The sequence below is a fragment of the Streptomyces sp. CBMA123 genome, from assembly GCF_014596465.1.
In the GTDB taxonomy this organism is placed as follows: domain Bacteria; phylum Actinomycetota; class Actinomycetes; order Streptomycetales; family Streptomycetaceae; genus Kitasatospora.
Genome location: NZ_MECK01000346.1, coordinates 28,365 through 48,789 on the forward strand (window position 1 = coordinate 28,365; position 20,425 = coordinate 48,789).

The 20,425-nt window shown below is 70.2% G+C and carries 17 protein-coding genes and 4 pseudogenes; 12 read left to right on the plus strand and 9 right to left on the minus strand.

What is annotated here, in order from left to right; all coding sequences use genetic code 11:
- A complete protein-coding gene (locus tag BG452_RS30040) occupies positions 1 to 4,692 on the minus strand; it encodes a DUF6603 domain-containing protein (RefSeq protein ID WP_188307503.1) in 4,692 nt (1,563 codons plus the stop codon).
- 323 nt (positions 4,693 to 5,015) lie between these two features.
- On the opposite strand from BG452_RS30040, the gene BG452_RS30045 reads away from it, so the two are divergent.
- Positions 5,016 to 5,561, plus strand: coding sequence for an AMP-binding enzyme (locus tag BG452_RS30045; RefSeq protein ID WP_188307504.1), 546 nt, complete (start codon positions 5,016 to 5,018; stop codon positions 5,559 to 5,561).
- Here the strand turns inward: BG452_RS30045 and BG452_RS30050 are convergent.
- On the minus strand, positions 5,475 to 6,863 hold the full coding sequence (locus BG452_RS30050; RefSeq protein WP_188307505.1) for an FAD-dependent oxidoreductase: 1,389 nt from the start codon (positions 6,861 to 6,863) through the stop codon (positions 5,475 to 5,477). The genes BG452_RS30045 and BG452_RS30050 overlap by 87 nt on opposite strands.
- Positions 6,864 to 6,968: 105 nt before the next feature.
- On the opposite strand from BG452_RS30050, the gene BG452_RS30055 reads away from it, so the two are divergent.
- The 4 genes from BG452_RS30055 (at position 6,969) to BG452_RS30070 (ending at position 10,710) form a co-directional block, all read left to right on the plus strand.
- Positions 6,969 to 7,910, plus strand: a complete 942-nt coding sequence (locus BG452_RS30055; protein ID WP_188307506.1) for a terpene synthase family protein — start codon at positions 6,969 to 6,971, stop codon at positions 7,908 to 7,910.
- The gene (locus BG452_RS30060; RefSeq protein ID WP_188307507.1) at positions 7,907 to 9,463 is read left to right on the plus strand and encodes a prenyltransferase/squalene oxidase repeat-containing protein; all 1,557 of its coding nucleotides are present in this window, start codon (positions 7,907 to 7,909) and stop codon (positions 9,461 to 9,463) included. The genes BG452_RS30055 and BG452_RS30060 overlap by 4 nt, the downstream gene beginning before the upstream one ends.
- 61 nt (positions 9,464 to 9,524) lie before the next feature.
- The gene (locus BG452_RS30065; RefSeq protein WP_188307508.1) at positions 9,525 to 10,367 is read left to right on the plus strand and encodes an SAM-dependent methyltransferase; all 843 of its coding nucleotides are present in this window, start codon (positions 9,525 to 9,527) and stop codon (positions 10,365 to 10,367) included.
- Between the two features lie 181 nt (positions 10,368 to 10,548).
- Positions 10,549 to 10,710: a hypothetical protein gene (locus tag BG452_RS30070; RefSeq protein WP_188307509.1), complete on the plus strand. Its 162-nt coding sequence runs from the start codon at positions 10,549 to 10,551 to the stop codon at positions 10,708 to 10,710.
- 450 nt (positions 10,711 to 11,160) lie between these two features.
- Here the strand turns inward: BG452_RS30070 and BG452_RS47290 are convergent, their stop codons facing one another.
- Positions 11,161 to 11,607, minus strand: coding sequence for a hypothetical protein (locus tag BG452_RS47290; protein WP_262986064.1), 447 nt, complete (start codon positions 11,605 to 11,607; stop codon positions 11,161 to 11,163).
- A gap of 24 nt (positions 11,608 to 11,631) precedes the next feature.
- Between BG452_RS47290 and BG452_RS48210 the strand changes: the two are divergent.
- A pseudogene (locus BG452_RS48210) lies at positions 11,632 to 11,853 on the plus strand (SDR family oxidoreductase); the annotation flags it as partial.
- Positions 11,854 to 12,053: 200 nt separating this feature from the next.
- Complete coding sequence (locus BG452_RS47295) at positions 12,054 to 12,278, plus strand: hypothetical protein (RefSeq protein ID WP_262986065.1); 225 nt, start codon at positions 12,054 to 12,056, stop codon at positions 12,276 to 12,278.
- A 196-nt stretch (positions 12,279 to 12,474) separates the two neighbouring features.
- Here BG452_RS47295 and BG452_RS30080 read toward each other — a convergent pair whose 3' ends face one another.
- Positions 12,475 to 13,014 carry an EF-hand domain-containing protein gene (locus tag BG452_RS30080; RefSeq protein ID WP_188307511.1) on the minus strand — a complete coding sequence of 180 codons (540 nt, stop codon included), beginning with the start codon at positions 13,012 to 13,014 and terminating at the stop codon, positions 12,475 to 12,477.
- Positions 13,015 to 13,666: 652 nt separating this feature from the next.
- Here BG452_RS30080 and BG452_RS30085 point away from each other — a divergent pair.
- Positions 13,667 to 13,848, plus strand: a pseudogene (locus BG452_RS30085) (transposase); the annotation flags it as partial.
- Positions 13,848 to 13,997 (plus strand): hypothetical protein, encoded by a 150-nt coding sequence (locus tag BG452_RS48215; protein ID WP_188307517.1) that lies wholly within the window; start codon positions 13,848 to 13,850, stop codon positions 13,995 to 13,997. The pseudogene BG452_RS30085 and the gene BG452_RS48215, both read left to right, overlap by 1 nt.
- 982 nt (positions 13,998 to 14,979) lie before the next feature.
- Here the strand turns inward: BG452_RS48215 and uppS are convergent.
- Positions 14,980 to 16,743: a polyprenyl diphosphate synthase gene (gene uppS / locus BG452_RS46135; RefSeq protein ID WP_223242925.1), complete on the minus strand. Its 1,764-nt coding sequence runs from the start codon at positions 16,741 to 16,743 to the stop codon at positions 14,980 to 14,982.
- Positions 16,744 to 16,940: 197 nt separating this feature from the next.
- Here uppS and BG452_RS30100 point away from each other — a divergent pair, with 197 nt between their 5' ends.
- Positions 16,941 to 17,990: a polyprenyl synthetase family protein gene (locus BG452_RS30100; protein ID WP_188307512.1), complete on the plus strand. Its 1,050-nt coding sequence runs from the start codon at positions 16,941 to 16,943 to the stop codon at positions 17,988 to 17,990.
- Here BG452_RS30100 and BG452_RS30105 read toward each other — a convergent pair.
- Positions 17,983 to 18,285, minus strand: coding sequence for a hypothetical protein (locus tag BG452_RS30105; RefSeq protein WP_188307513.1), 303 nt, complete (start codon positions 18,283 to 18,285; stop codon positions 17,983 to 17,985). The two genes, BG452_RS30100 and BG452_RS30105, sit on opposite strands and share 8 nt — an antisense overlap.
- 316 nt (positions 18,286 to 18,601) lie before the next feature.
- On the opposite strand from BG452_RS30105, the gene BG452_RS47300 reads away from it, so the two are divergent.
- On the plus strand, positions 18,602 to 18,709 hold the full coding sequence (locus BG452_RS47300; protein ID WP_317621290.1) for a hypothetical protein: 108 nt from the start codon (positions 18,602 to 18,604) through the stop codon (positions 18,707 to 18,709).
- 19 nt (positions 18,710 to 18,728) lie between these two features.
- Positions 18,729 to 18,887 (plus strand): annotated as a pseudogene (locus BG452_RS47305) (transposase); the annotation flags it as partial.
- 291 nt (positions 18,888 to 19,178) lie between these two features.
- Here BG452_RS47305 and BG452_RS30115 read toward each other — a convergent pair.
- From BG452_RS30115 to BG452_RS30130, 3 genes and pseudogenes are all read right to left on the minus strand, one after another.
- On the minus strand, positions 19,179 to 19,565 hold the full coding sequence (locus BG452_RS30115) for a profilin (protein ID WP_188307514.1): 387 nt from the start codon (positions 19,563 to 19,565) through the stop codon (positions 19,179 to 19,181).
- A gap of 478 nt (positions 19,566 to 20,043) precedes the next feature.
- Positions 20,044 to 20,279 (minus strand): annotated as a pseudogene (locus tag BG452_RS30125) (IS5/IS1182 family transposase); the annotation flags it as partial.
- Positions 20,280 to 20,283: 4 nt separating this feature from the next.
- Positions 20,284 to 20,412 (minus strand): rhodanese-like domain-containing protein, encoded by a 129-nt coding sequence (locus tag BG452_RS30130; RefSeq protein WP_411293045.1) that lies wholly within the window; start codon positions 20,410 to 20,412, stop codon positions 20,284 to 20,286.
- Positions 20,413 to 20,425 lie beyond the last annotated feature (13 nt).

The following is a 20,425-nucleotide window of genomic DNA, read 5'->3' on the forward strand; positions in this document are numbered from 1 at the left end:
TCACCTCTCGGCTGTGGTGGTCATGGGCGCGCTGGTGAACACGGTCTGGGCGAGGTCCGCGTAGCGGGTCAGCGGATCGTCCGTGCCCGGGGCCAGCCCGAGGCCGGCCAGGGCGGCGTGCACCGAGGCACGTCGGGTTGCGGTGGTGGCGGCGGCGATCCCGGTGGCCGGGTCGACGATGGCGGCGATACTGCCGTCGCCCACGGTCGACGGCGGGCCTTCCGGCGCCGAGCCCAGCCGCGCGATCGGCGCGTCCGGCAGCCCGTCGACGTCCAGTGCCTCGGCGTCGACCCAGCCCACCGCCGGGGCCAGTTCGGGCTTCGGGATCTCGAACGTGAGGCCGGCCAGGCAGCCGCTGAGCAGCCCGTCGCCGTCCAGCACGTCGCCGGGCTCGCCCAGTGGCGCGCCCCACATCGCCTTGGGCATGTCCTGCCAGTACACGGCGACCGTCCACCCGGTGGGGGTGTAGGGGCCCTCGAGCCGCGTCAGGGTGATGTGGTGCTCGGAGACCACGCCCTGTCCCTTGGGGCCCATCGGCCGGATGTCGATGGTGTCCGCGGCCGCGCCCGCGAAGGTGTCGCCGTTGAGGATGATGCGGCTGGCGGGGACCGCGGCCTCGGTGCGGACGGCGAAGCCGTCCATGGAGACGAGCAGCGGCTCCCCCGTGGCGGAGCGGAGCGCGCTCTCCTCGGGGTCGACGTCGACCAGCAGCCCGCGCAGTGGCGCGATGGAGAGCGGGGCGGGCAGTTGGACGCTGAACTCCGCCCAGTCGATCGCGGGTACTCCGTCGCGGCCGGTGCCGAACTCGACGGTGAAGCTGATGAACCAGACCTTGATCCTGGCCCGGCCGCCGATCGGCGGCCCCCACAGGTCCAGTGCCACCCCGACCTCCAGGGAGATCCGGACCCGGATGAAGAGCACCTTGACGGTGGCCGCGACCCCGATGTTCAGGCCCATCGACAGGTCGAAGTAGAACGGCTTCCACTGCACCAGTGCATCCAGCCAGGCGGTGAACCACGCCTGCAGCTGGATGCCGTGCCCCTTGTCGTAGGTCGCGGCCAGCTCGCCGCCGGCCATGAACGCGCCGTCGGTCAGCGCCGCGTACACCTGCCCGCGGATCGCCACCGGGCCGATCGCCCACCGCCAGCCCACCCGGGGCGGGTCGGGGTAGTAAGCGGGCCGCTTGAAGCGGGGGTGGTAGCCGCCGAGGGTGAACACGAAGCCCTTGCCGCCGCCGGCCGCGGTGCGGTCCTGACCCCAGATGTAGAGCGACAGGCCGCCGGTGAGTTCGGCCGCCGGGTCGATGACGTAGGAGCCGGGCGCGATCACCGCATCCATCGAGAACAGGCCCTGGTCGTGGTGGTAGCCGATGGCCAGGTCGATGACGAGCCGGGCGATCGGCTTCTTCGCGGCCTTGTTGCGCGGCAGGTCGATGGTGGTACGGCCGATCAGCAGCACCTTCCAGGACTCGCCGCCCTCCACCAGCAGCAGCGCCCGGGAGCGCAGGAACTCGAACGAGCTGAACTCGATCCCGCCCGCGCCCCAGTACTGGCCCTCCCGCGGGGTGATCCAGCCGCCCGGGCCGGCGAGCTTCTCCAGCACCTGCGCGGGCGTGTCGCCGCTGCCGCTGCCGTCCAGCCGGTTCACCAGCGGGAACTCGCCGACCTGGTCGATGGTCGGGGTGCGGACGGTGCTGTTGACGCCGAAGCCGAGCGAGATGCCGATCACCCGGAACGGCGGCGGCCCGAACAGCCCCTGTTCGCCACCGGTGAGTTCACCGAAGAGGAACAGCGAGGACCAGCCGTCGACGCTGCGGGCGTAGCTGCCGGCCGCCTGCATCGCGAAGAAGCCGATCTCCACCGCCGCCAGGCCCGCGATGTACACCTCGTACGCGGGGTCCTGGCGCACCTCCAGCACGCCGCTGACCTTCAGCGGCGGCACCGCGACCCGCACCCCCGCGCCGGACAGCACCGGGATGACGGTGAATTCCTGGTCCACGGCCAGGCCCAGTCCGATCGGGTCCAGCGCCACCGGGCCGAGCGTGAGGGTCGCGTCGAAGGCCAGGAACAGGCGTCCGCGCGAGTAACCGAGACTCACCTGGCGGAGGTGTACCGGCCCGAGGCGCAGGTCCAGCTCCCGAGCGGCCTCACCGCGCTCGCGCCCCAGGACGACTGCGCCGCCTGACGCCACGTCAACCGGCGCCCCTGAGGGGAGGGCCAGGCCTACGGTGTCGGGCAGCCGCACGATCAGCGGCGGCAGCGTCTGGCCGTCGGCCGTCAGATCGGCCCAGGCCAGCGCGCCACGCACCAGTGCCTCGTCCGGCAGGCGCGGCAGCCGCTGCGGATCCGCGGTGTCGATCTCACCGAGGACGGTGTTCACCGCCTCGACCCGGTCCACCGGCCACGGCGCCGAGGCGTAGGCGAGCGCGATGCCGGTCAGCGCGACGTCGTGGTCCGGTGTGATCGACTCGCCCACCAGCGGCAGGTCGGACGCCTTCGCGCTGACCCGGCCGCGTACCGCCACCGCGTAGCGGCGCGTCGTGGTGCCGGTGACCGGCTCGCTGGCCAGCACCCAGCCCAGCCGCCGGGTAACCGCGGTGACCAGCAGCACGCTGGTGCGGAAGTCGTAGTGGACCGCGGCCTGGAACAGCTGCGGTACCAGCATGGGCGGCAGGCCGGACAGGTCCAGGCCCAGCGCCGCGGCCAGGTCCGCGGCGGAGACGCCCTCCTCGTCCTCCCACACAGCCGTGAGGGCGAACGGCCATGGCGGCCCCGGGACCTGCGGAACGGCGAGGACCAGGTCCACGCCGCCAGGCAGGCGCAGCGAGACGCTCGGAAACCGGGGCCGGATCGCGGGGCCGGTGAAGTCGACGTCGAAGCCGAGCCCTGGCAGGCCGATGGTGATGCCGCCGAGGTCGAAGTCGGCGTCGAAGACCAGGCGCAGCCAGCTGCCGGAGCCTCCGCCACCGCCGGGCTCCCCCGGACCGGGCCAGGTCAGACCGATCCTCGGCAGGCCCAGCGGCCCAAGGTTCAGCTGCGGCAGGTCCTTCCAGGAGACACCGGGCACACCGGCGGGCGGCGGCCACGGGATGGCCCAGTCCAGCGACGGCAGGCCCGGCAGGCGCCAGTCCAGTGCGAGAGCGGCACCGGCGGGGCCCGCGCCCTCGGGCAGCTTCGGCCACCAGGAGCCCAACGTGTCCGGCAGTGAGCGGAGCCAGTCATTCAGCCTGCCGATCTGTGGCGGGGTCAGCCCACCGGGGCCGATCGAGGCCAGGGTGATGCCATTGAGGCCGAAGTCGAGGTCGGGGATCAGATCGCCGATCAGGCCGCCGATGAAGGGCAGGTCGCCGAGCTTCGCGGTGAGGTCACCCAGTCCGAGCAGCGCGACCTTGCCCCAGGCCACGCTCCAGTCCGGCCCGGCCGGCAGCGCGGCGAAGACCCCTCGCAGCCACGAGGACAGCCCGGTGAGCGCGAACTCGCCGCTCCTGACGTCGAACCGCAGCCCCAGCGAGGGCAGTTCCGGCGTGAACACCTCCGGCAACGGCGGCAGCGTCAGGCCGAACAGCTCCGCCAGGTCCGGCAGCGCGAGGCTGGGCTGGCCCGACCACCACCCGGTCAGCACGCCGGGGCCGGGCAGACCGGGGAGACCGGGCCAGTCCGGGAGGCCCGGGCCGGGCGAGACCCTGAAGCGCAGCTCGCGCCCGCCCAGGCGCAGCGACAGGGTCGGCAGTTGCGCCGTTAGCGGCAGGTCGCCCACCGGTGGCAGCCCGAACATGAAGCCCACGGAGGGGAGAGTCAACGCCAGCCAGCCCAGGTCGATCCCGAGGTCGCAGTAGATGATGACGCCATCGCCGCTTCGCGACCAGGTCATCTGGAAAGCGGAGAGGTGCCAATGCCCGAGGGACACCTGGGGGAACCGCAAGTGCACGCTGGTGGGGGATTTCAGTTCGGTCAAACAGACCCGCGGGTCCTGGTCGGGGAGCGCGAAGGACGCGCCCACCCACAGGCCCGCCGCCAGGTCCTGGTCCGGCATCAGCGGCCAGTTCGGCTCCCCGCCGACCGCGGCGGCCACCGCCGTGTTCAAGGCCGCGCCCTGGTCCGCGTCCACCCCGCCCGGGCCGACCGCGACCAGTTCGACGCCGCGCACACCTACCTCGTCACCCCGCGGGATCTCCCCGCCGATGTACGGCAGTCGGGACAGGTAGGCGTCGCTGCCCCTGATGCCGATCATCGCCGTCAGGCCCGAGCCGGCCTTCGGCGTGGCGAAGACCAGCCGCAGCCGCTCGGTCTGCGCGGTGATCGCCACGCTGCCCACCGTCAGCTCGTAGTGCGCCGCCAGCTCCCTCAGCTCGCCCAGGAACGCCAGCGGGGCCTCGGCGAGGTCCACCGCCCACGCGGTGGCGAGCTCGATCAGCTCCAGGGCCGCGTCCACCCTCGCCGTCACCCCGGTCACGAACGCGTTCGCCGCGTCCGCGACGAACCTCAGCGTCAGCCGCGCCATCCGCTCGCCCTGCAGCAGCACCGCCTGGCCGGCCACGGTCAGCTGGTCCCGCAGGACCTCGGCCTCCTTGAGCACCAGCTCCTTGCCGGTTCCCAACAGCTCGTACAGCTCAGGGAGTTCGAAGAGGTCCAGGCGCAGAACGAAGTCCTCGCCCTGCGCCGGAAAGCTGTCAAGCAGATCCGCAACGGACACCGACATAAGACATCCCCTCGTTGCCGACACAGGTCACGCTTACGACAGCACCGACCCGACGGACAGGGCCAGGCCATGACACACACCACCGGACGCCGAGCAGCAGGCATCGATCACCGCCAGACCGGCCAACCTGACAGGAGCCGATCACATCACACTTCGTGATCCATTGATGTCTTTCAGCAATAATTCGACCTCTGCTTGCCCAAAATCGGCAGCTACTGACCCTGAAAGCCGGCGTCACGGCACGCGTCGCCTCCCGCGACGGCACCGCCGCGCCGCCGCATGAGATCGGCACCATCCACGCGCACAGCCACGGCCTCATGCAGGTGTACTGGAACAACCCCCACGCCAGCGCGCAGACCGTCACCGACGGCTGGCTCACCACCGCCGACCTCGGCTACCTGGACCCGGCCGGCTACCCGTGGATCGTCGACCGCCGCTCCGAACTCATCCTGGGCGGCACCCAGAACGTCTACCCCGCCGAGATCGAGCACATCCTGCACACCGTCCCCTGGGTCACCGACGCAGCCGTCGTCCCCGCACCCCACACCACCACGGGCCAGACCCCCGTAGCCTTCCTCCAGCCCGCCGAACCCACCGACTTCGACGAACTCCAGCTGATCCCGACCTACATCCGCGAACTGGCCGGCTACAAACGCCCAAGCCACTTCATCCCCGTCAACCAACTGCCACGCAACGCCGTCGGCAGGCTCCTACGCCGACCGCTGGAACAACGCGCGCACGAACACGTCCAAGACCTGCGACCCCGAGCCCCAGGCTCAGCCGGTCGCTCCCGGGCAGGTGGAGCGGGCGAGGTGGCGTCGGGTCGAGGGGATGGAGGCGAGTTGGGCGAGGGCACGGGGTGAGGAGAGGCTCGCAGGTGAGTCGAGCATCTGCATGGTGCGGACGAAGCGCAGGTACAGGCCCGGGTGGTGCGGGAGTCGCGCGGTGAGGGCGCCGAGGAAGCCGGTGGCGATGCGGCTGGTCAGGGGCATGCCGGTGTCCTGCCAGCCCTGGTCGGTGGAGATGTTCAGCAGCCAGGGGTTGCGGACGAGGGCGGCGGCGCCGCGTTGGAAGGTGGGCCCGAGGCGGTCCAGGTCCACTCGCAGGGTGTGTTGGGAGAGCAGGGTGTCGAGCAGGGCGCTCTGAAGGGCGGCGACGGTCATGCCCTGGCCGTACACGGGGTTGAAGGCGCAGACGGAGTCGCCCAGGGCGATGAGGCGTCCGGGCCAGTGGGGGACGCGGTCGTAGCGGTGCCAGCGGTTGGCGGTGGTGCGGGTGCGGTGGACGGGGCCGGCGGGTGTGCCCTGGTCGATGATCCGCGCGAAGTCGGGATTGCTCAGGCCGCCGGCGAAGGCGCGGAAGCCGTCCTCGTCGGCGGGTGGTGTGTGGCCCGCGGCGCCGATCAGGCCGAGCAGCCACTGGTCGGGGGCGATGCGGACGGCTACGCCCCCGCGGGGGGAGGTCGGGGCGATGGTGGGCTGGTAGGAGGCGGACCAGTCGCGTGCCGGGTCGGGCTCGAGCGTGTAGAGGCGGGAGGCGTAGGCGGCCTGGCCGTCCACCGTGAGGGTGGCGGGGCGAGCGAACCCGGCCTCGGCGAGCCACTGCGGGAGTCGGCTGCCGCGGCCGGTGGCGTCCACGACCAGGTCGGCGTGGAAGAGCTGCTCTTCGGCACTGGGATGGCCAGGGGCGCGGGTACGGGCGGCGACCGTGACCGCGTCGCGGTCGGCATCGAGGAGCAGTCGCTCGACGCGCAGGCCGTTCTGGAAGGCGACGTTGTCCAGAGCCGTGACGCGCTCGCGAATGGCGTGTTCGAGAGCGGTACGGGGCAGGAGCTGCACCTCGATCCCGACGGGATTGCGGGGCGTCCAGCCGGTGGGGAAGAGGATCTTCGTGCCCGCGCCGAAGTCGATCACGGGCCGCCCCTGGGCGTGGAGTTCGGCCCGCAGGCCGGGGAAGAGCTCCTCCAGCCGTGCGGCGCCTCGGGCCAGCAGGGCGTGCGGGTGGTGGGCCTGGGGGACACCGGGGCGAGCGTCGGGGCCGGGCGAGGTGTCCTGCTCCAGCACGGTGACGCGGCCGAAGTGCCCGGACAGGACGCGGGCGGCGAGCAGCCCGGCATAGCCGCCGCCGATGACAACGGCACTGTCCCAGTTCGAGGTTCGAGCCATTCGGGCCCTCCGTAAGTCGGCGGTCGGCAACGCGGTAGAGCCTCATATGGCGGTGCATCGGAGGGCATCTTCCCCGCTTGATGATGCTCTGCCAAGATCTGAACCATGCCTGACAGACCATCGGACATGCGGGTGTTCGAGCCCGCCGCGCTACTGCGCTGGGCGCGCAAGCACGGCCTGGCATCGAACAGCCGGGACGAACACCGCCTGGCCGCGATGCGCGTCGACGTCCTGGCCCGCGGTGCCCTCCCCCGGGGCGATGCGGCGGATGTGGAGCTGACGGCCCGCTGGGCGGTGTTCATCTGCTGGCTGGACGACCAGATCGACCGCCGAGGCCTGGGATCGGCACCCGGGGAACTGGAGCACTTCACCGCGCCGCTGCGCGAGGTGCTCGCACGGGCCGCCGGGCCGTCCGAGGCGGAGGCGCCGCAGGCGAGGGTGTTGGCGGAGCTGTGGGAGCCGACGGCGGAGGGCATGTCCGATCGTTGGCGGAAACGTTTCGCCGCCGACTACGGGGACTTCCTGGACGCCTGCGAGGAGGAGACCGCCCTACGCCGCTCCGGGCACCGGTTGCCTCTGGCGCAATACGTCGCGCTACGGCGGCGCACGATCACCCTGCTGCCGATGCTGAACGTGCTGGAACGCAGCGGCCACGCCGCCCTGCTGGAGGACACGCTCGTGGACGCCCAACTGCGCGAGCTGCGCCTGGCGTTGGCCGATGTCGCCGGTTGGGCCAACGACCTGGCCTCGCAGCGGCAGGACACGGCCGCAGGCCAGGACAACCTGCTGTCCCTGCTCGCCCGCCACCACGGGTGCACCACCGGCCAGGCCCGAGCCCGGGCGGCCGCGATGATCGAAAAACGCCGGGCCGAGTTCCGTACGACCGCGGCCGAGCTGCGCACGGTGTCCGCTCTGCCGCCGCCCCTGCTGCGCGAACTGCGCGCGTACGTGGACCTGGTGGAGACGTTCCTGACCGCGACCCTGCACTGGCTGGAGACCACCGGCCGCTTCGCCCCCGATCCGGAGCGCCGGAGCCGACTCGGATGAGACCTGCCGCGACCACCGCGCGCCTGCCCCGCTGGCCGCACGCCGCCTTCCCCGCCGATCTGCTACCGGCCACCACCCGGCTGCGCCGCCACCTCGAGGGGCGGATCGCGACGGACGGGGCAGTACGGTCCCCGTGCCGCAGCCGCGTCCTGGAATCGGCGCTGCTCGCTGCCCTGCTGGAGCGCACGGGCCTGGAACCGATGGCACGGGCCAGGCTCGCCGGCTACCTCGCCGGGCACCGCGATTCGCCCCGCCCGCTGGACCGGCTGCTGGCCCGGGCCGCGCTGGGAGGTCCGGATCCCTCGCCGATCCCGTTGGACCTCGCAGACTTCCTCGCCCACGCACCGGAGTTCACCAGCGCACGCAAACACGCCCTCCTGCACGCGATCTTCGTCATGACCGGCGCCGTCCCGCTCCCCCGGTTACCGGCTCCCTGCGCCACCTCCCCGCACGGCCTGCACAGTTGGGCCCGCGTCCAGATGACCGCCGTCAAGACCGTCCTGGCCCACGCGCACCGGCAGAGCGCCCCCGCGAGCGACCTCGCCCTGCTGCGCTCCACCCAGCACCCGGGCACCCTGTGGGAGGGCAACCTCCTCATCCACCTGTCCGTCCTGCATGCCCTCGCCCCGCTGCCCGGCCAGCAAGACCTGGTCGCCGACGGCATCCGCACCGCGCTGCGACACCAACGCCCCGACGGGGGAATGCCGTTCATCGCCGACGAGGACACCTGGATCACCGCCAACGCCGCCGTCGGCCTGCACACCGCCGGCGCCCCGCGCGCCGCGCTCGACGCCATCGCCCGACGGCTGGCCGGTCTCCAGCACCCCGGCGGCGGCTGGTCCTACACCGAAGGCGCCCACCTCATCGACGCGGACTGCACCTCCGTCGCCCTCGAAGCACTCCACCTCACCGGTCCCGGCACCCACCGTGCGAGCATCCGCCGCGCCGCCGACGCACTGCTCGCCCTGCGCGCACCGGACGGCGGCTTCCCCACCTACCCGTCCGGTGCCCCCTCGGAAGCCTGCATGACGGCCGCCGCCGCCAACGCCCTGAGCACCCAGGGCGAAACCCACCAGGCCGTCCTGGACGCCGCCCTCGACCACCTCGCCACCCAGCAACACCCCGACGGATCGTTCCCGCCCGACTGGAGCAGCAGCCGCCACCACGCCGTCTTCCGCGCCGCCCTCGCCGCCGCCCACCGCCCGGGCCCACCGGACAGCGCCGCACGCCTCATCGCCCGCAGAGCCACCCGCCTGGTCCTCGACTCCCAGAACCCGGACGGCGGTTGGGGCCACCAGGACGGCCACCCGAGCGACGCCCTCAGCACCGCATACGCGCTCATCACCCTCACCGGACACACCACCATGGCCCCCGCCGCCCGGGGCGCCGCCTACCTCCTCACCCAGCAACGCCCCGACGGGTCGGTGCGCAGCATCCCCGACTCGATCGGGCCGCGACCGTTCGGCTTCCACGTCCCCGCGCTCGCCGACGTGTTCACCCTGCTCGCCCTCGGCCACCTCACCCGCCGCCTCACCCCGGCACCGCACCCGTAACCGGTGAGCTGACACCCCGACAGCCGCCCGGCCGACCATCCCACCCAAGAAGGGCTCACCCATGCCAGAGCATCCGAACACCACGCCCGCCCCCACCAGCGAGGCGGTCGGAGACTTCTACGACCACATGGCAGCGTTCTTCAACACCCTCTACGGCGAGAACATCCACTTCGGACTCTGGGAGGATCCGGACCTCTCCATGCCCCAAGCCCAGGCCCGCCTCACCGACCGCCTGATCGACACCCTGCGCCTGAAGGACGGCGATCACCTCCTCGACGTCGGCTGCGGCACCGGCCACCCCGCCATGCGCCTCGCCGAGCGCACCCGCGCCAGGGTCCTCGGCGTCAGCATCAGTCCCACCCAGGTGGACCGGGCAACGCAGAAGGCCCGCGATGCCGGCCTGTCCGGGCGGCTCGACTTCATCCGCGCCGACGCCATGGACCTGCCCTGCGAGCCCGAGACCTTCGACGCCGCGTGGGCCATCGAGATGCTCTTCCACGTCCCCGACCGCCTCCAGGTCCTGCGCGAGATCCGCCGCGTCCTCAAACCGGGAGGCCGACTCGTCCTCGCCGACTTCGTTCAGACCGGCCCCCTCACCGACACCGACTGGGGCCTCCTCACCCAGGGCTTCGCCTTCTCCTCCCTCCTGACCGCCGACACCTACGCCGACGCCCTCGCCCAGGCCGGCTTCGAAGACATCCGGATCCACGATGTCACCGCCGAAACCAGGCAGAACATCCGCTGGATCGAATCCCGCTACGCCGACGACCGCGAACACCTCGCCGCCCACTACGGCCCCGACTTCACCGCCCAGATGGACCAGCTGCTCCCCACGGGCATCACCATCTACACCGAGAAGCTCGGCTACGTCATCGCGGAAGCCCGTCGCCCAGTCGGTCGCTGATGAGCGGAACCGTCCGGGTTCCCATCAGGCGTGTCGTCAGAGCCTGCTGGACACCTGATACGGCCGGTACAGGCGCGTCGGGGCACTGCACACCCAGTTCCCCCGGCTGCAGGGTGACCTGCTCGCTCGACTGTCCGCTCCCCGTGGCGGGGGCGGCGCGTCCGGGACGACGCGCGAGCTGGTGTGCGATCCGGCCACCGACCGCTGGCTGCTCGACCACCGCCCGTCCTGGACGGTGCCGACCATGCCACTGATGTCGATGGCCGATCTCCTTACCGACGCTCTCGCCCGCCACAGCGGCCGCACGGTGCGCTCCCTCGACGAGGTCCAGGTCCGACGCTGACTTCCCGTCCCCGGCCCCACCCGGCTGCGGCTCAGCTGCCAAGGGCCGCCGGAGCGGCCGACCGCCGTCCTGGAACAGTGGTGGGAGGCACCGGACCCGGCGCTCTCCCGGTTCACCCAAGTCGCCACCGCCACCGCATACTTCGCGCCCACCGTCCGCCCGGCCAGGTTCGCCCCCTTGGCCGACTCCTGTGCCATGCCCTGCCCGTACGAGAACGCGACGCTCTTCCATGGCCCTGCCTTCCAGTACCTCACGTCCTGGCACCTGGGCTCCCGGGGCGCCACCGGGACCCTGCTCGCCGAGCGCGGCTCCGTACCGCCGGGCGCCCTCCCGGCTGGCCTGCTGGACGGCGCCCTGCACGTCGTCCCGCACGACCGCCTCTGGCGCTGGGACGCCACAATCGATCCCGCCGCCATCGCCTTCCCGCACCGAATCCGCAACCTGACCCTGTTAGACCCGTTGCCCGCCCGTGGCGAGGTCCAGGCCGAGGCTCGCTTCGCGGGGCGGCACCGAGACAACCCGCGGCTGGTCTCCGTCGACCTCCAACTGTGCGCCGACTCCGCGGTCCTGGCCGCGTTCGAGCTCACCGTCGTCCTCGTTCCGGCCGGCCCACTCGCTGCCGCGCCGCCGCCGCGCCGCCGCGCCTACCTGCGCGACCGCCGACCGGTACCGGAACTGATGTGCTCCCGAACCGACAGCGACACGACGGTGCTGCACCGCGACACCGTCGAGTCGCTCGACACCCCGCCCGGCACAACCACCGGCCTCTACGCCCTCCCGGCCGGCACCCGACCGCACGACATCCTCGCCCTGATCGCGGCCAAGGAACATATCGCCCGACTGCTCACCACACACCCCGCGACCGTCGAGGTCGCCGCCGACCTGCGCGCCGCCCACCCGGCAGACCGGCCGGAGCAGCTGATCCCGCTCACCGTCACATGCGACGGCCGCACCGAGTCCCTCGTCCGGGAGTCCGGGCTGCCCGCCGTCGTCGTCCGGCTGTCCACCGTCATCGGCGACTCACGGACCGGCGTGATCGCCCGTCCCCAGGCCTTTCACCACCTGCTCGGCGCCGCGACCGCCGGCCAACTGCCCTTCCTGCCCAGCGCTCCCGGCACAACGATCGACTTCGTCCCCCAGGACACCGTCGCGGCCGGCCTGGCCGCCCGTGCCCTTTCCGACCAGGCCGAGGGCTACCACTGGATCACCGCGGGCGACGCCGCCCTCCCGGTGACCCGCACCTCGACCTTGCCTACCAGCAGGCCATCGCCCCGGGCACCGGCCGCCCCGCAGCCCTCAAGGTCGACCCGAGCATCTTCCGCACCCGCCTGCTCGACCCGGCTGTGTGCGAGCGCGTCCTCACCGCTGTCATCGACCGCACCCGTCCCGGCACCCCCAGCCTCGTCCAGCAAGCAGCGAAGTTCATGCTCGCCTTCAACAACACCGCCCCCTTCCCCACCTCCCTCGGCACCCCGGCCGCACCCACCCCCGACACACTCGAAGAAGCCCTCGCCAACACCCTCACCCACATCCTCAACCAGCTCGAGGACATCTGGGCCATGGCCTAGCAGTCCGACTGTCGTCGCGCCATCTCAGGCTGGCTCGACCGGGATACCGCAGCCGCGGCTGCACCAACGGTTTTCGCCGAACCAGGCTCGGCAAGGTAGCGCGTTCGGCACACTGGGCTTGATTCGCTTTGACGGACCCCCCTGATCAGGGGGGTCCGTCAAAGCGAATCAAGCCCAGCACCAGGACGGGAGGCTACTAGCTCGCGCTTGTCCAAAGACTGCGTTCCCATTCGCGCCGCTTATTGTAGGAGGCGTCAGAGAAGTCTGTTCGGGTGGGCTCGGTGACCACGTCCGAGCCCTTGGGGTAGACGATCACCTCTTTCCTGTAGATGGGCTGGTACACCGTGACTCCCCAGACATCGGAGCCATCGTCGCCAGCCCATGCCTTGCGGACGATCCCGTCGGTGTACTCGAAGCCGCCTCCGTAGCCGCCGCGCGTGTTGACGATCCTCACTTGCTCGGTGGGGTACGGGGCCTTGAGGCTGGAAACCGTGCGGGTGACAGTCTCGTACGCCGTTGCTTGGCTGCCCAGTCGGGGAAGAACTTCCGCCTCTTCGAGAAAGCCCGACCTGTCGGAATCGTAAAAATCGAACAGACGTTCTGCGGCCTCCAGGGGGCCGCCGCTTACCATTTGGAAGAACTCAAGCCATTCGAGCCTGCTGATCCGTCCGTCTTCGTCGCTGTCGCCGCATACGAAACACATTGGAAGAATTCCAGTGGGCACCTGATCGAACATAGCTATTTCCCTTCATGCGATCCGGAGTTGGGCGCGTCAGTCCTGCCCAAGTCCGGGCTTCACTATGCGCAGGTCACCCAATCGAGGGAATATTGTTCGCCTTCTCGACGGGCTGGAGCATTCTGAGGTAGGCCATGCCCCTCACTGTCCCCGGCTGCCCCGAGCTGAGCATGGGGGGACCCTGCCCAGCGCACAAAGTGTGAGGCAGAGCAGCAGCGCGGCCTATGCGGCCTGAAGCGGGCTGTGGAGGCGGGCGATGCCGAGTACAACGTGCTGGACGCCGTCACCCATGAGGTGGCAGTGACGCAGAGCAACCCTGGCCTGCGGAAGTAGCTCCGTCGACAGCAGATCCTGCCCAGGGTCGCCCGCCCGGGCATCGAGTTCATCCAGACCCTCGGCTGGCACCGTGGCCTGGCTCACCGGCTACCGCCGAATCGCCTGCCGCTACGAGCGCGGCCATCTGCTCCACCTGGCCGCCTGCGACCGCGCTGCCGTCATCACCTGCCACAAGCGGCTGACGAATCACCACGTGCGACAGGGTCTTCAGCCTGCGCGTTTCACTTGCGCCGGTGTCCGAACCATGATCAGGAACGCGAAAGTGCCTTCTGAACGGCATCCCCGCCCACACGCGGACGGGTATCAACTACCGGGCCTGGTCCTCGACATCGAGGCCACCGTCGCCACCTGCCACTCCGAGAAGGAACACGCCGCACCGACCTACAAACACGGCTTCGGCTTCCACCCGCTGCTGTGTTCCTCGACAACACCGGCGAAGCCCTGGCCGGCCTGCTCCGGCCAGGCAACGCCTCGGCCAACACCGCCGCCGACCACATCTGGCCGTCGAGCAGCGGAACTTCCCGGCGGAGCAGGCGGCCTCGGAGAACCGCCTGCAGCACCTCGTGCTGCAGGCGAGCATCCAGCTGGAGACCTTCTGGGTCGAGTGGCTCACCCGGGCCATCGCGGGTACGGCGGAAAAGCTCTGACGGTATGCACAGCACGGCGAACCAGCCCGCGGCGAAGGCACACCACGAACACGCCCACCGCCCCAGGTACGTACCCCGTGCACTGTCGACGTCGTCCTCCCTGCCCGACACCGCCAGCATCGTATGGGTCATCCCGTGAGTGCTGGAGCTCTCGTGTCGCCGGATTCGGCCGTACAGATCTGTGAACTCGTAGGCGTACACCGTCGTGGTCACGGACCTGGACAAATGGCTGGCGCTGTTGTAGTGGCGGCTGTGCTGGGTCCGGATGCCCGCGAATCTGGCCTCGAAATGGACGCCGTGCCGCCAGACCCGCCAGGCCCTGCCCAGGAAGGGATCTGCCGCGACAAGCATGAGGAGGGTCGCCACCCAGAGGACGACACCGATGACGGTGCCCACGGCCGCGCCGAGGCGATGCGCGGACAGCAGGTTGAGGAACTGGGCGAGCCACGCCGCCGCCAGCACGGCCACCGTGCACCAGAACACCACCTTGCCCTTCGTACTCAGCTCGCTGGACGATGTCGCACTGTGTGGTGTCGCATCGTGCGGCTCCGCGCCCGAGAGCGAGCGGTTGACCACCTCCGCGAAGCCGAGCGCGTCGTTGCGCCCGCAGCGCACGGCCAGGACCTCTACCTGGTCGGAGTTCTCGGGGGAGACCTCGATGCACAGGAGGCGACTGCGGCTGCGCTCCGGCTCGGCCGACACACGGCGGACCGAGTCGTACGGGATCAGGCGAACGGGTTGGCCGTCAGGTCGGACCATGTTCCGAGGGCGGAGGAGAACCGGCGGACGTCGCGCAGGGCGAGGGCAACGTCCTCGTAGCGGCTGAGGACCCACAGGTCCAGTTCGGGATCGTGGTGGACCGGCGATGTCTCGCGCAGCTCGGCGTGGTGGGGGTAGGGGTCGTCAATGGTGCGAGGGGCGTTGAGCTGGAATGTGGTGTTCGCATCGCCCCGCGAGCAGCGCTGTCGCGATGACAGCTACTTCATGATGCTGTTCCGAATCGGCGCTTGCGGTGTCCGTAGGTGGCGATGGCGTCCCAGAGGTGTTGACGGGTGACGTCCGGCCAGAGGTCGGGCAGGAAGACGATCTCCGCGTAGGCGTTCTGCCAGAGCATGAAGTTGGACAGCCGCTGCTCGCCGCCGGTGCGGATGAGCAGATCGACATCCGGCATGTCGGGGACGAGCATGTACCGGCTCAGCGTGGCTTCATCGAGGTCCGCCGGCTCCAGCCGGCGGGCTTGGGCTTCGCGCATGGCGCTTCTCGCGGCTCGGACGATGTCGGCACGGCCCCCGTAGTTGAAGCACAGGGTGCAGGTGATCGCCGTCCCGGAGGCGGTCGCCGCCTCCAGTTCGCGGAGGGATTCGATCAGGTCGTCGGGCATGCCGTCCGGCAGGCCGCACCAGCGGAACCGGATGCCGCGTTCGAGCACCTCCCCGAGCATGCCGTTGGCGCCGCCCCTGCAGCAGTCGAGCAACTGCCTGACCTCCTCCTCGGAGCGCTGCCAGTTCTCGGAGGAGAAGGCGAAGAGCGTCAGCCACCGCACACCCATCGCCAGGGCGCCGTCCACCGTCTCGAAGATCCTGGCCTGGGAGGTCCAGTGGCCCTCGGAACGGGCCAACCCCCGCTGCTCGGCCCACCGCCCGTTGCCGTCCATCACCACGGCGACATGTACCGGGACCCGGTCACGCGGCAGGTCGGGCATCCCGGCCGTCGGCTCCGCAACGGCGTCGGCCGTCGCGGCGGGAACGTAGACCGTCCGGTCGGGATGCAGCACCATCGTCCCCGCCGTGGTGCCGTCGTATTCGAAACCTTTTCCGTGATAGCGGGGAGTGAGCCTGCTCCAGTGCAGGTTGCCGGCCAGGAAGTATTCGAACGCCGTGATGAACGCGCGCACCTGGTCATCGGCCCCGGCCGGAGTCGCCAGAATCCGGTCACGGAGCTCGAAGCAGCGCTGCTCCTCGGCCAGCGCCCATTCGGCCACCTCGGCAACGGCGTCGGCGAGGCTGATGCCGCGTTCGGCGGCCAGGGCCGGAACCACGTTGGGAACCCCTCCCTCGCAGTGGAGCTCCTTGCGGAGCGAGAAGATCTCGTTGACGAGGATCTCCGCCGAGCTACCTGCGTGGTAATACTGCGTCAGCAGGCTGTCCTCGTCGAAATGGTCCGACAGATCGACGCCGATCGCGAGTTCGATGACCATTTCGGCGACCCAGATCCAGCCGGAATTGAGGTGCTCCAGGTAGATGTCCCGGCTGGACCGCTGACTCAGGTCGGCATGGTCATGAATGAGAAACTCAAACGTCGTGACCACCGCCGCGTCCAGCCGTTCCTGCTGCCGCGCCGACAGCAGCGGCCGGGCCTGCCGGATGAGCTCCTCGAAAACCTCGACAAAGCGCGACAGGCCCAGATTTGGCGCCTCTCCGTCGGCAGAACCACCGATGATCGACCCTGCCGCGCCAGAGTCATCGAACACGCTGTCCACGGAGAACCCGAACTCGTTGAGCGCGACGATCAGCGGCAGCCTGTCCGGCTTGAGCGCGGGGTAGGACCAGTAGGTGAACTCGTGGGCCCGCTGCGCCCGGTAGTCGGCGTAGGCCGCGGGCTCCGGCAGCAGGCGGCGTGCCGCCGGAGTGGACCAGAACCCGTCCGCTGCCGACCGTACGGCTTCGGCATCCGGAAACGGTCGCGGCGCAGGAAGCAGGCGAGACAGCACAGGAATCGGAACTTCGATTGATGAACGATCGGACATTTCCGACCTCCGCGTCTGCAGCAGGATAACTGGGCATGGACTCAGCGATTCGCCACAGGATTCTAAGCGGCCCAAACCAGCGAACGCCACACGGAAAAACCACGATCATACTATTTGCCGCGAACACCCCTTCTTGCATTTCGGACTTTTTCCGGGATCATCATCTCGGGATCAGGAGAGACAGAGGCGTAAGTAGAATGGTATTTCCACACCAGATGGAGCGCTTAGCCCAAGATGAGATTCCTCGGCGGCGGCCGGCCCAGGGCCTGCGGGGCTGTCGGGTCGACCCTGACGCGCTGCGGGCCGAGCTGGAACGGCGTTGGGAGAACCGTGGGGAGGCGCTGGAGGCGATCTGCCGCTACGCACTGCTTCCCGCGGGAAAGCTCGTGCGCCCGCTGCTGTGCCTGGAATCGGCGGTCGCCGTGGGCGGACGGGCCGAACAGGTGATGCCGGCCGCCCTCGGCATGGAATACAGCCACGTGGCCAGCCTGGTGCACGACGACATCATCGACGGCGACGACCTGCGGCGCGGTTCGCCTTCGGTCCAGCACCTGTTCGGGATCGACCACGCGATCCTCACCGGGGACATGCTGATCTTCACCGCCTTCCAGGCCCTGGCCGAATGTGAGGAACGAGGTGTCGCCGCCGGCCGGGTCGTGGCCGCCCTGCGGGTCATCGCTGGCATGGGGGCCGACCTGACCCGCGGAGCCACGGCCGAGCTGACGCTGGCCGGGAACGCCGCCGCCACCCTGGAGGCGTACCTCACCATGATCCGGCTCAAGACGGCGGCGTTGATCCGCGGAGCCTGCCAGGTCGGCGCCATCCTCGGCGGAGGCGATCTCCGGGAGATCCACGCGCTGTCCCGCTACGGCGAGGAACTCGGCATCGCCTTCCAGATCCAGGACGACCTGCTGCCGTACGGACGGCACCGGGACACCATGGGCAAGCCCGCCGACAGCGATCTGCGCAACCGCCGCCCCACGCTCCCGATCCTGCTCGCCCACCAGTCCGTGCGCGACGACGATCGTGCCCTGATCGAGCAGATGCTCACCGGCCGGCTTCCCCCCGGCAGTACCCAGGATCAGATCAGCCAGGTGGTGGACCGATCCGGTGCGGTGTCCACCGCACGCGCCATGGCACACCGGCATGCCGCAGAAGCTCGCGAGGCCCTCACCGGCCTTGCGGCCACACCCAGCCGCGACTGGCTGGCCAACGTCATCGACGAACTGATCGCCCGTGTCAGGTGAACCGGGCCCGGCTATCGACGTGTCGAACGACCTGGCTCGTTCGACACTTCCAGTGGTCCCGAACCGTCACCACCTCCGGGGCATCAAGGAGCGCGTGCCACACACAGGACCGCACCCGATCGGCGTCCAGGCCCGTTCCGAACAGCTCCCGCGTACTGTCGTCCAGCCGCTTCAGATGCAGATCCAGTCCTCGAACCGCTCGGCTCCGCACCTGCATGGACGAGAAGTGCGAGTAGCTGGCCCGCGCGAGCACCTTCAGATCCTCGCTGTCAGCTTCGGCACCGTTGACTTCCACCCGGTCGATGACGATCCCTCTCCCGTAACCAGCCCCGCGGCCATCTCCCGACCACCTTAGGTACCGCCAGGACGTCAAGCGAACTAGATCGACTTCGCAACAGGCCCTAGCCGAGACGGCTCGCTCGGGGCTGATTGATTCAGGGGACAAGGGCGGACGCCCCACTGCCGCGTGACCGGTCGTCCGACAAGTCCGGGCCGGTCAGGCCGATGAGGCAATCTCCTTCGGGCCGGTCCGGGAGGACCTGGAGGCGTTCACGGCGGAGCTGTTCGAGGCGTCTACCCGCAACGATCAGCGCCGTTGGGGACAGGTCTATGTGCGTGGGCTGCTGTTGGACGGCGGGCGCAGGTCGGTGGAGCCGATGGCGGCCCGGCTGGGCGAGGACGGCAACCGGCAGGGCGCTCGCGCATCTCGTGACCAGTAGTCCGTGGGATCCGGCGCATGTGCGGGCCCGGCTGGCGTGGAGGATGCAGACCGAGTTGAAGCCGACGACGTTGATCATCGACGACACCGGATTCCTCAAGGACGGCGACGCTTCCGCGTGTGTGTCGAGGCAGTACACCGGCACCACCGGCAAGGTCACCAACTGCCAGGTAGGCGTCTCGACTTCGGGCAGGAAGGCGAGTTCCACGTCGCCGATCTCGGCGACGTGGGGCTCGGTGTTGATCGTGAAACTTCGGCGCGTGGCTGGCTCCGGTCTGGCTCCGCACCGGCACCCGGCCCACAACCAGTCAGCGCGTGCGCGCAAGGGTAGCCGGAACGCCATCGACGCGGCGGTGAGCCGCCTACCTTCACGCGGCCTGGCAGTATCCGGAGTCGGCCGGGTACGCCGGTACGGCCACCCGGCGCGGGTGGGGCCACCTGCGCACCGGCCGGCCCCACCCGCAGCTGCTCTAGTAGCCGTTTTTGATCACGTAGTCGGCGAAGTCCTCCACGACCTTCGCCGCGGGGCCGGGCTGCTTATTGCCGTTGTAGTAGCCGATGATGATGGTCTTGTTGGTCCGGACGATGACCACGCCGAACTCGCGACTCGTGGCGTAGATCGAGCGTGAGTCAGCCTTGACGCCCGTGTACTTCACGCCGTTGACGGTGACGCCCTTGGCGAACACCTGAGAGGGGTCCTTGTAGAGGTTGACAATAGCGGCGCCCTCTCCGGGCTTGAGGCTCCAGCCGTTGCTGATCGCCAAGGTCGCGCCGTCGGAGCTGCCGATGATGGCCGAGCTTGTCAGGGAGCCCGCTCCCAGCGGGCTGCCGTCAACGTAATCCTGCCAACCAGCCATTTCAGTCTCCCCTCGAAACGTCACCAACGCCCGCACGTTACGGGCCGTGACACAGGCAGCCTCCCGTACGGCTACCGGGCGCCGAGCCGCTTCGGTTTCACATGGCCGGAATGCAGCATTCCGTGTCCCGTTCCAGAGCAGGCGCGGGCGTGCTCACCGCGCGTGGCTTCTCTCCGCCATCTCCCTGACCACCGAGGGGAGGTCACCGGCCTTCGCGTAGCGCCCGACCGAGGAAGTTGTTCGCGTGGGTGCCCGGGTGGTGCACGAGGCGGGCGAAGACGACGCGGGCGCCGATCTCGAACCGCAGGGCCTTCGCCCACCGGGGCCGGATGACGTGGGGGCGGGTCCCGTCGAGGACGAAGCCCGTCGCCGAGTGGTTGGACGGGATGACGCCCTGGAGGCCGCCCGCCGTCGCCTCGATCCTGCTCTCGATGAACCGGGGCATCGTCCCGGGGGCTTCCCGCCGGGCGATGCCGGCGACGCGCTCCGTGCGCTCCCGCAGCGCCCGCACGGCTGGCGTGTGCTCGGCCTGCCAGTCGGTGAGCTCGCCGCCGCGCGGTCGGCGGTGCGGGATCACGAGACCAGTGCCGGAAAGCCGCCGTCGGCGATCGTCGTCGTCCGGCCAACTGCGGCCTTCGCGCCGGGCTCCTCCCATGCCTTGCAGTCGTTCCGGTTGCCCGGCAGGGGCTTGCCAACAGCGACGACCAGCCGGGTGCGGTCACGCCGTCGGGGTGGCCTCCCACGCGCCGTAGCCGCCGATGAGGTCGTAGGCGTGCGGGTGGCCGTGGTGGCGCAGGAGGCTGGCGGCGATGGAGGAGCGGCTGCCGCCGGCGCAGTGCAGGACGATGCGGCGGTCGGTG